The organism is Microcoleus sp. MOSTC5 (genome assembly GCF_036701825.1).
GTDB lineage: Bacteria > Cyanobacteriota > Cyanobacteriia > Cyanobacteriales > Microcoleaceae > Microcoleus > Microcoleus asticus.
Map to the genome: position 1 here is coordinate 1 of NZ_JAUBRK010000111.1, position 10,942 is coordinate 10,942.

10 protein-coding genes are annotated in these 10,942 nt (G+C 46.0%); 8 read left to right on the forward strand and 2 right to left on the reverse strand.

The annotated features are described in order from the left end of the window. Positions 1-225: 225 nt before the first annotated feature. Together QUA54_RS32590 and QUA54_RS32595 are read right to left on the reverse strand one after the other, a co-directional pair. Positions 226-918 carry a response regulator transcription factor gene (locus tag QUA54_RS32590; protein WP_333418975.1) on the reverse strand — a complete coding sequence of 231 codons (693 nt, stop codon included), beginning with the start codon at positions 916-918 and terminating at the stop codon, positions 226-228. After that, positions 915-2,015, reverse strand: a complete 1,101-nt coding sequence (locus tag QUA54_RS32595) for a HAMP domain-containing sensor histidine kinase (protein WP_333418978.1) — start codon at positions 2,013-2,015, stop codon at positions 915-917. The genes QUA54_RS32590 and QUA54_RS32595 overlap by 4 nt, the downstream gene beginning before the upstream one ends. Positions 2,016-2,313: 298 nt before the next feature. Between QUA54_RS32595 and QUA54_RS32600 the strand changes: the two genes are divergently transcribed. The 8 genes from QUA54_RS32600 (at position 2,314) to QUA54_RS32635 (ending at position 10,898) form a co-directional block, all read left to right on the forward strand. Further along, on the forward strand, positions 2,314-2,649 hold the full coding sequence (locus QUA54_RS32600; protein WP_333418980.1) for a TrkA C-terminal domain-containing protein: 336 nt from the start codon (positions 2,314-2,316) through the stop codon (positions 2,647-2,649). After that, positions 2,634-4,394, forward strand: a complete 1,761-nt coding sequence (gene kdpA, locus QUA54_RS32605) for a potassium-transporting ATPase subunit KdpA (protein WP_333418981.1) — start codon at positions 2,634-2,636, stop codon at positions 4,392-4,394. Before QUA54_RS32600 ends, kdpA begins: the two co-directional genes overlap by 16 nt. A 69-nt stretch (positions 4,395-4,463) precedes the next feature. Next, positions 4,464-6,557 carry a potassium-transporting ATPase subunit KdpB gene (gene kdpB, locus QUA54_RS32610; protein WP_333418984.1) on the forward strand — a complete coding sequence of 698 codons (2,094 nt, stop codon included), beginning with the start codon at positions 4,464-4,466 and terminating at the stop codon, positions 6,555-6,557. Between the two features lie 237 nt (positions 6,558-6,794). After that, positions 6,795-7,064, forward strand: coding sequence for a K(+)-transporting ATPase subunit F (gene kdpF, locus QUA54_RS32615; protein WP_333418986.1), 270 nt, complete (start codon positions 6,795-6,797; stop codon positions 7,062-7,064). Positions 7,065-7,105: 41 nt separating this feature from the next. Continuing rightward, positions 7,106-7,735 (forward strand): K(+)-transporting ATPase subunit C, encoded by a 630-nt coding sequence (gene kdpC / locus QUA54_RS32620; protein WP_333418988.1) that lies wholly within the window; start codon positions 7,106-7,108, stop codon positions 7,733-7,735. A gap of 74 nt (positions 7,736-7,809) precedes the next feature. After that, a complete protein-coding gene (locus QUA54_RS32625) occupies positions 7,810-8,961 on the forward strand; it encodes a universal stress protein (protein ID WP_333418990.1) in 1,152 nt (383 codons plus the stop codon). Positions 8,962-9,188: 227 nt separating this feature from the next. Then, positions 9,189-10,457 (forward strand): sodium:proton antiporter, encoded by a 1,269-nt coding sequence (locus tag QUA54_RS32630; protein WP_333418993.1) that lies wholly within the window; start codon positions 9,189-9,191, stop codon positions 10,455-10,457. A gap of 240 nt (positions 10,458-10,697) precedes the next feature. Further along, positions 10,698-10,898 carry a hypothetical protein gene (locus QUA54_RS32635; protein WP_333418994.1) on the forward strand — a complete coding sequence of 67 codons (201 nt, stop codon included), beginning with the start codon at positions 10,698-10,700 and terminating at the stop codon, positions 10,896-10,898. The last annotated feature ends 44 nt before the right edge of the window (positions 10,899-10,942 follow it).

The window sequence follows — 10,942 nt, forward strand, 5'->3', positions numbered from 1 at the left end:
TATTTGCCAAAATGGAATTACCGTGCTGTTCCGACAATTGAGTAAATAGTGAAGTTATTAAATTTTCATTCCTTAGCAAATTCACACATTAAATGTCATCAAGAAAATTAACAATCAAGACTGATATTAATTTTCCGTGAAGCTGCAACAGATTCATCTTGTAGAGGCGCGTTTAGCAAGTAATTCATTTCAAAAAGCGACAATTCCACTACAAAAGTTGCCCTTTTACGGTTCGATAGCTAACAGTTCTTCTGCTACCAATCCTTTCTGAATTGCGAGTACAGCAGCTTGAGTGCGATCGCGCACTTCTAACTTTTGCAAAATTGCGTGCACGTGAACCCGCACAGTCCCCGGAGCAATGTACAATATTTGTGCAATCTCCTGATTGCTTTTTCCCCCCGCAACTAAAGCTAAGATTTCTTGTTCTCGCTTCGTCAGCGGATTCTCTAAAAGTTCCGACTTCAAGCCATTTTTCAAAGGTTCGGGATTAGCAAAAACTGCCCGAATTTCCGAAGTCGCGGCCCGATCCCACCACGAAGCGCCCGCCGCTACCGATCGAATTGCCAAAACCAAAGTTTCCGCTGCAATTCCTTTTAGACAATAGCCTTGAGCACCCGCCCCAATCAATCTTTCAATTAAGGATTTTTGCGAATGAGAAGTTAAGATTAAAACGGGAATTGCTGGATGTCGCTGTTTAATTCGGCGGCACGCTTCAATACCCCCAATTCCCGGCAAACCGACATCGAGAACTACCACATCGGGCAAGTGTTCCTGAGTCAATTCTACCGCCGTTTCGCCATCTTCCGCTTCAGCAATTACTTGCAAGCAACTTTCTTGCTGCAACCGCGTTTGCAGCCCCAACCGAAACAGTTCGTCGTCTTCAACTAAGAGAATTCGCAAGGGATAAAGTGGTTTCATTTCTCTGGGATAGCAGGGAGTCTAAATCCAAATAAAGCGCCTAGAGGCAATTTATTTTCTGCCCAAATTATACCGCCGTGGGCGTCAATAATTTGGCGAGATAAGTATAACCCCAATCCCGATCCTTTGGCTTGCCGGTCGCTGTGTCCTTGATAAAAACGCTCGAACAAGTAGGGCAGTTCATCGGCGGTAATTCCCAAACCGCTATCGATAACTTTCACCACCTGATAACTCGAATAAGATTCCATGACTATTTCTACTTTGCCACCGCGAGGAGAATGGTTGATGCCGTTTGTGAGCAAATTAACAAAAACGCGCTGGAGTTGCACGGCATCGCCATTTACCCACAAAGAGCGACGGAAATCTGAGTCCCCGTAACTCATATTAATGTAAACCCGGCGCGCCGCCGACAAATGGATGAGTGTTGCGATTACTTCTTCTGCCAAAGCTACTAAATTTACGGGAGCAAGTTGCAGTTTTAAACCCTCGGCATCGTTGCGGTAAACATCCAGCAGCGTTTCTACTAATTGTAGTGACATTTTGTGCGATCGCGCCATTGTTTCGAGAACTTTTTGCTGAGTGGCGGTGACATTCCCAAATTTTGCTGACTGAAAAGCTTTAATTGTTTCGATCGCCCCCAGCATCGGCGTTTTCAAGTCGTGACTCAAAGTAGAGACAAAATCTTCTCGGATGCTTGCTAGCTGCTGCTGCGACTGCAACTCAGCTTTAGCGATCGCGATCGCTTCTTGGTACTGCTGGTTGCGATCGCTCAAATATCCCGTTACCCCTAAAGCCATGACTGCGATCGATCTATTTGCGACAGTGGCTAGGGCGATCGCTTCTCCAGGAGGAATAAACAAATTTAACAGCGTCAAAGCTGCCGATAGCAGCGTAATTTGTAACTTACCCAACCGACTCAATCGCGAATTGGCCAGTAAAATCGGGCCCGTATACAAATACCCAAACAGATACTCCGACGGCGTAGTAAATTCCAGCAGTGCAACAATCGCAAATAAAATTGCGATCGACCACCTCCCCCGCAGATACTTCTCTTGAATTGCCAGGTTTTTTTTAATTGTCAATAAGCTTTTCAACATCCTCAATTAATCCCTTTTAAATTTTATATTTACACTCAACTCTCGGCATTCTACCTTTCTTAAAACTCTCTTGTCTATTGTGGCGCAAAAAAACAGCGTTTAGATAGCATCTATATCTGCAAATATAGATGCTTAACAGTATTTAAACACTTGTCTATTAGTAAATAGATACACCAAAACAACATAACTTGTAAACACCAACTTATACCTCTAGGGTAATTATCAATAATAATAGCTTTAAGTATAGTAATTAGTAAGAGTCAACCGCATTTTGTGCCGAGTAGAAGTCATATCATATATGAGCTTTGCAGAACCAAAACTTATCCAAGTTGCCATCCTATTCAACAGCAGTTATTGTGGCATGGCATTAAAAGATATACAATTGCTCAATAGCGGTCAGTGCTTGGGGTTAGCAAGAAAAGGGCGAGTAATTTTAGCTAGCGAAAACCCGGTTATCTATTACGGAGATTGCATCTTAGCAGTAGCATTGAATTCGGCAAACGCCCCCGAACTATATGTTACCTTGAAGAAAACTCACCCGGTTTTGTGGACTTCTTTTAGAAGCCCTTTCCCAAGTAGTGAAGCGTATTTATCCAACGAGGACTTTTTGGCTCAATTATGCTGCAAGGATTAATTCAAATCGCATTAACGCTAATCATTTTAGTAGCGATATCGCCTTTGTTTGGTAAATACATGGCGCGGGTGTACATGGGAGAAAAAACCATCCTCGACCCCGCCATCAAACCTGTAGAACAACTCATCTATACCGCCGGCAATATCCGTGTTGTTGGTTCGATGACAGGTTGGCAGTATGCCCGATCGCTATTCTACAGCAATGTAGCAATGGGCATATTTGTTTTCCTAATTTTAATGCTTCAAGGAGTGCTGCCTTTAAATCCTACCAGCCTAAGTACCCCAACCTGGGATACTGCGCTGCACACAACTATTTCATTCCTCACAAATACCGACCAACAGCATTACTCCGGCGAGACAACCTTCAGTTACTTATCCCAGTTAACTCTGGGATTTTTAATGTTTACCTCAGCCGCTACTGGTTTAGCAGTAGGGATTGCCTTTATTCGGGGCTTAACCGGCCGCCCCCTGGGCAACTTTTACATCGATTTAATTCAATCAATTACCAGGATTCTGCTGCCAGTTTCTTTGATAATAGGCTTACTTTTGCTAATTTCAGGAGTGCCGGAAACCCTTGCCGGGCCGGCCGTTGCCCGTACCTTAGAAGGCGGCACGCAAGTAATTGCTCGCGGCCCAGTTGCTCACTTTGAAAGTATCAAACAACTCGGAGAAAATGGCGGTGGATTTTTTGCCATGAACTCGGCTCACCCCTTTGAAAATCCTAGCCCTTTTACTAACTTGCTGGAAACACTAGCAATGCTTTCTATACCAGCAGCTATGATTCACACCTACGGCAGATTTGCCAACAACAAAAAGCAGGGATGGCTGATTTTTTGGATGGTTTTTGGCATCTACGTTGTCTTGATTGGTATTGCAGCAGTCGGTGAGTTTCAAGGCAATCCTCAAATCAATAATTTGCTGGGTTCGCAGCAGCCTAATTTAGAAGGCAAAGAGGTTAGGTTTGGCTGGGCAGAGACTGCACTTTGGGCTGTCACTACAACAGGGACAATGTGCGGGGCTGTCAACGGAATGCACGATTCTTTAATGCCTCCCGGTGGTTTTGCTACTCTGTTTAATTTGTTTCTGCAAATCGTTTGGGGCGGACAGGGAACGGGAACGGCTTACTTATTTATTTACTCGATTTTGAGCGTATTTCTTACGGGATTGATGGTGGGGAGAACGCCGGAATTTTTGGGACGCAAAATTGAGAAACGGGAAATAGTTTTAGCCAGCGTTGTTTTGTTGATTCACCCGATCGCAGTTTTAATCCCCGGTGCAATTACCCTCGCCTTTACCGACAGTTTGAGCGGCATCAGCAACCCGGGATTTCACGGCATTTCCCAAGTTATGTACGAATACGCTTCGGCGGCGGCTAACAACGGTTCTGGTTTTGAAGGATTGGCTGACTCTCAACCCGCACCGACAGGAATTTGGTGGAATTTAAGCACCTGTTTTAGCTTGCTGTTGGGGCGCTACGTTCCAATTATTGCCCTGCTGCTTTTAGCTGACAGCATGACGAACAAACAACTGGTTCCCGAAACAACGGGCACTCTCAGAACCGATTCAGTTTTGTTCACCAGCGTCACCGCAGGAGTAATCATAATTCTGGGCGCGCTGACATTTTTCCCAGTTCTAGCTTTAGGGCCAATTGCCGAAGGATATGAAATTAGCAGCGGCAAGTTTGAACCTGCATCGATAACTGTACCCACAACACCTTTAGCAACACCAACTCCTCCACCTCTGTAGCGAAAATCCTCAACCTCACTCTTCTCTTTCTCTGTGTTCTCTGTGGTTCATTAAAAATCCCCAATCGACATGACCTCTTCCCATACTCCAGATTCCCCAAAAAAACCTGCTAGAGGCTCTCGCCAGTCTCGCAAGCACACGCCGAAAGCAAATACTAAAGGTCTTTATCAAAGAGCTTTTAAAGAAGCTTTTGTCAAGCTAAACCCGCGGGTGATGCTGAAAAATCCGGTGATGTTTGTGGTGTGGGTTGGCACAATTGTGACTGCATTATTAACGATCGATCCGGCGCTGTTCGGCCCAGTTCCCGGCGAAAATCAGAGAGTTTTCAACGGTTTAGTAACGTTTATTTTGTTCTTCACTTTGGTATTTGCTAATTTTGCCGAAGCGGTGGCGGAAGGGCGCGGCAAAGCGCAAGCAGATGCGCTGCGATCGACAAAAGCCGACACAACAGCCCGCAAACTCCTACCAGACGGTTCAATTCAAGAAGTTAGTTCGACATCCCTGAGACGCGGCGACCAAATTAAAGTGATCGCAGGCGATGTCATTCCTTCCGACGGCGAAGTGATCGCAGGTGTGGCATCTGTAGACGAATCTGCGATCACTGGCGAATCCGCGCCGGTGCTCAAAGAACCGGGTTCGGACATCGCCAGTTCGGTCACTGGCGGGACGCGCATCCTTTCCGACGAACTGACGCTGCGGGTGATGGCCGACCCGGGTAAGGGGTTTTTGGACAGGATGATCGCGCTGGTAGAGGGCGCAGAACGATCGAAAACGCCGAACGAGATCGCGCTGACGGTGCTGCTAGCGGTGCTGACGCTGGTGTTTTTGATTGTGGTATCGACCATTCCGCCCGTGGCAAATTACGTGAAAACCCCTGTGGGCGTAGTGACGCTGATTTCGCTGCTGGTGGCGCTGATTCCAACTACCATTGGAGGTTTGCTGAGCGCGATCGGCATTGCGGGGATGGATCGCGTCGCTCAGTTTAACGTGATAGCGACATCTGGACGCGCCGTGGAGGCTTGCGGCGACGTGAATACGCTGATTTTGGACAAAACGGGGACGATCACGCTGGGGAACCGTTTAGCCGAGGAATTCATTCCGGTAAACGGTCACTCGCTGGAGGAGGTTGCGAGTGTAGCCCTTGCTGCTAGCCTGTTTGACGATACTCCAGAGGGAAAGTCGATCGTCCGTTTGGCTCAGAATTTGGGCGCACAGGTAGATTTCGATCGCACCAACGCCACGGGGCTTGATTTTTCCGCAAAAACGCGGATGTCTGGCACGGATTTGCCCGATGGGACGGAGGTTCGCAAGGGTGCGGTGGATGCGGTGAAGGGTTTTGTGCGATCGCGCGGCGGCAATTTCGGGCCGGATCTCGATGAAGCTTACGAGCGAGTTTCCCGGCTTGGAGGCACACCTTTAGCTGTTTGTCAAGGCAGCGACACCTACGGCATTATCTATTTAAAAGATGTCATCAAACCGGGAATTCGCGATCGGTTTGACCAACTGCGAAAAATGGGAATTCGCACCATTATGCTCACCGGAGATAACCGAATTACAGCATCAGTAATTGCCGACGAAGCAGGCGTTGACGACTTCATTGCCGAAGCAACTCCCGAGGACAAAATCGACGTAATTCGCAAACAACAAGCAGAGGGCAAATTAGTCGCAATGACTGGAGACGGAACCAACGACGCACCCGCACTAGCCCAGGCAAATGTAGGACTCGCGATGAATTCTGGAACCCAAGCCGCGAAGGAAGCTGCGAACATGGTGGACTTGGATTCTGACCCCACAAAACTAATTGATTTAGTTACAATCGGCAAACAATTGCTGATTACTCGCGGCGCGCTGACCACCTTTTCCCTAGCCAACGATATTGCTAAATATTTTGCAATTATTCCCGCCATGTTTGCCCCCGTCGGCGCTTTAAACGTCATGGGTTTAGCCAGCGGTCAATCGGCAGTTTTGTCTGCATTAATTTACAATGCTTTGATTATTCCTGCTTTGATTCCACTAGCATTAACTGGTGTAAAGTTTAGACCTTTGAGCGCCAATCAACTGTTGCAGCGGAATATTTTAATCTACGGATTGGGAGGAGCAGTCGCGCCGTTTATTGCTATCAAAGTTATTGATGTTTTGATTGCCGCCGTTGGGCTAGCATAGATCGGGAAAGCACGACACGGATTTTGACACGGATACACGGATTAATCTCGTTCCCCGGCTCTGCCTGGGAACGCATATCCAAAGGCTCTGCCTCGATTTTTTCGCTCGACAGATGTAACGGATTAATCTCGTTCCTGGCTCTGCCTGGGAACGCATATCCAGAGGCTCTGCCTCGATTTTCCCCAAAAAATCATCCAAGAGAAAGACAGATATTTATTCCCAAAATAAGGAGAATTCATGAAACGGAATGATTTGCTGAATGATATTTTTCCCAGAGATTTCCAAGAAATTATTGAGTTAGCGCAAATGCTTTGGCAGCGCCACCCAATCCCGGTGCAGCTATTTCTTATAATGTGTTTCAATGCGATAATTGCCCCCGCTGTTTACGCGGTTGGGGGTGAAGATTTGACCCGAAAAGCTGTCTGGGGTTTAAGTCTCCTGGGTTTGGTGATTATCGCCCTTTCTATTTACCTGTTTGTAGTCATCTTTCAGCCGGAAAGATTTTAGTCAATAATTAACCCTTAGCAAATAACCGAGCGAGGTAATTTATGAGAGAAATAATTAGAGCGATTCGCCTTACCCTGGTTTTGTGGGGAATTACAGCCATTATTTACCCTTTAATCTTGCTAGTAATTGGTCAAATTGCCTTCAACTCGCAGGCAAACGGCAGTTTAATTACTAAGCAAGGAGTTGTCGTTGGTTCCTCCTTAATAGGTCAGCCTTTCAGCTCTGATCAATATTTTTGGAGCCGCCCCAGCACCACAAATTACAGCAGCTTTGCAACCGAAGATTACGCTCCCACAAAGGCAGAAAACTTAAGTCAAACAACAGGTATTTCGGGAGCTAGCAACCTTGCCCCCAGTAACTCGGATTTGCTGAAGCGAGGTAATGAGAAAGATGGTTTTCAGGGCGTGCAAGTTGAATTGGATCGTCTCAACAAAGCTGGTATCAAACCGACTGCTGATTTAGTCTACACCTCTGGTTCTAGCCTCGATCCGCACATTAGCTTAGAGGCAGCTCGATCGCAAATTCAGCGGATAGCAACGGTGCGATCGCTCAATTTCAATCAAGTAGAAATGTTGGTAGCTAAAAATACGGATGGCAGATTTCTCGGCATTTTCGGCGAACCGGGAGTTAACGTCCTCAAACTTAATTTGGCTCTCGACGCTTTACAATAGTTTACAACAGTCGGCAGTCATCGATCATAAACTGACTGATGACTGGAGATTGACTAACTACCCACTACTTAGGTATGATTCACTCTAGCGAAATCACCAACAATCCAGACGCGGTTTACGCCCAACCGAACCGCACTTACGATCGCACCCCCCGCCGGGGAAAGCACAAAATATTTATCGGCATGGCCCCCGGTGTCGGCAAAACTTTCCGAATGCTAGAAGAAGGACACAGGCTCAAATCTGAAGGCATTGATGTGGTAATGGGACTGTTAGAAACTCATGGACGGAAAGAGACAGCAGCTAAAGGCGAAGGACTGGAAGTAGTGCCGAGAAAACAAATGCTGCGTGGCGGAAAAGTGCTAACCGAAATGGATAGTGAAGCTGTCATCGAACGCCGCCCCCAATTAGCATTAATAGACGAACTGGCTCATACAAACATTCCGGGTTCTCTGCGAGAAAAACGATATCAAGATGTCGAAGAAATTCTGAAAGCTGGAATTGATGTTTTCTCCACTCTCAACATTCAGCACATAGAAAGTCTCAACGATTTAGTAGCTCGAATTACCGGAGTTGTCGTGCGAGAGCGAGTGCCCGATCGCGTCCTCGAAGATGCTGACGAAATAGTCGTTGTGGATGTCACGCCAGAAACTTTAGAAGAAAGGTTGCTAGAAGGCAAAATTTATGCTCCCGAAAAAATTGAACAATCTTTAGAAAACTTTTTCCAGCGCCGTCATTTAATTGCTTTGCGAGAACTCGCCCTGCGAGAAGTCGCAGACAATGTGGAAGACGATGCAGCAACTTTAAAAGGTCAATCTTGCAACATTCACGAACGAGTTTTAGTGTGCATCTCGACTTATCCCAATTCCTTGCAACTGCTGCGGCGGGGCGGGAGGATTGCTAGCTACATGAATGCCCCATTTTATGCTGTGTTTGTCAACGATCCAGACCGATTTTTAACAAAAGCAGAAATCTTGCACGTTGAAACTTGTGAGAAACTCTGTCAAGAATTTAAGGGGCAATTTTTGCGGGTAAACGGCACTAATATAGCTAAAGCGATTTCGGAGGTAGCTAAACAGTATCGGATTACTCAAATTGTGATCGGCGAAAGCCAGCAATCCCGCTGGAGATTGCTGCTGCGGGGTTCTTTGACTCAACAGTTAGTGCGATCGCTCAAACACGTAGATTTGCACATCATCGCTACCGAAAAAAGTGGTCTTTCTAATTAATTATTAGTCATCAGCCCTTAGTCATTAATCATTAGTTATTAGTCAGATGTATAAAATAAACAATTCCGGTCGATTGTCAGTCACGGAGTTTACGGCGCAACAAGACAAAGCCCGCAGCAGCAGGCTAGAAGCATCAAAAATTTGGTATAACAACTGCAACTTTCGGAGGATATCTGAATCTAGCGGGCGGTAGATGTCCCAGAAGCTTTTATCTGTAAAAATCGCATTTGGTAAACCTGATTAAAAGTGCGATCGCTATGGTGGATGATTACATTCTCAATTTGCTAGTTATTGGCATCCTCCTGCTGACCGTTACCTTGGGTTCCGGATGGATTTCAGGATTGCCGGTGTCTTATGCCTTAATTTATCTAATTGTCGGTATCGGATTGGGGCCCTATGGCGTCAAGCTGATTGACTTGCGTCCCGACGCTCTATTTTTACAAAGACTTACAGAATTTGTAGTTATTGTTTCTCTGTTCAGTTGCGGCTTAAAAATGAATCGCCCGCTACAATTTTGGGCTTGGAATTCTACAGCGCGGTTGATCGGTTTTTTAATGCCAATTTCGATTTTTGCGGTGGCTGCTGTCGGTCATTGGTTGGTGAAATTAGATTGGGGGGCGGCAATTTTATTGGGAGCAATTCTCGCTCCCACCGATCCTGTTTTAGCCTCAGAAGTTCAGTTAGCAAATATAGACGATCGCGATGAATTGCGCTTTGGTTTAACATCCGAAGGCGGTTTGAACGATGCTTTAGCTTTTCCCTTCGTTTATTTCGGCATTTATGCACTAAAAGATAACAACTGGCCGAACTGGTTTTCGCAGTGGGTAGCAGTTGACTTGATTTGGGCGACCGCCACAGGTATCGTTATGGGAATTGTAGTAGCTAAAGCAGTCACCTGGATCGATCGCCAACTCCAACGCTATCGACCGGCCGATCAACTAATGGAAGATTTCATTGCTCTCAGCACAATTCTGCTCACATATTCCCTTACCGAAGTAGTCAACGGCTACGGATTTCTCGCAGTTTTTGTAGCAGGAATTGTGATGCAGCGGAGTTACCGCAACCCAGAAAAACCGCTTTCCCAACTCCACTTTACCGAGCGCATTGAAAAGTTAATGGAAATAGCAACTATTTTACTATTAGGTTCGCTTTTGCGCCTAGAGCCTATGTTGGCCTATGGAGGATACTCCCTATTAGTAGCTGGATTGTTGATTTTTTTGATTCGGCCTGTGGGAGCTTGGATCAGTACGATCGGCAGCCCTTTACATCCCGTTAGCCGCTGGCTGTGCGGTTGGTTCGGCATTCGTGGTGTCGGCTCTATCTATTATCTTACCTATGCTTTTGGTAAAGGTTTGGAAGGGGAAATAGCGGAAAAAATTGCCTGGATTACCTTTACAACCATCGTGATTTCTGTGATTGTGCACGGCATTACTTCAACCCCATTAATGAACTGGTACGAGCGCCGAATCAAACCTAAAGTACCGGATTTAATTTAATTCTGTAAGGTGCGTGACTTTAATAGTCCTGGACGCAACGGTCACACAACAATCGACTTGTAGGGTGCCTCAGGCGAAATTCTCTAACGGCGATCGGGAATTTCGGGAGCTGACGCACCTTACTATATAATCTAAAATCGACTTGTAGGGTGCGTCAGGCGAAGCTCTCTAACGACACCGAAAGAAAAGAAGATTATAATTTTTTGGATAACTCTAATATAAACGTTCGCCGAATCAAACATGGATAGATTTGAATTTCAGCTAGCAATGCTGCAAAAAGGAGCAGAGGAACTAGAGAAAAAAATAGCTAACTTCACAACAATTCTGATGCAATTAAAAACTGCGGCAATTACCATTTGGGTAGCGTTGATTGGTTGGGTGTTTGCCAGCAAAATAGATGCGTTGGTTCCCCTAGGGCGTCGGTTCAGTATTAGGAGTTGACAAAAAAGACTGAAAATGATATGTGAATTGAGAAGCCTGTTAAA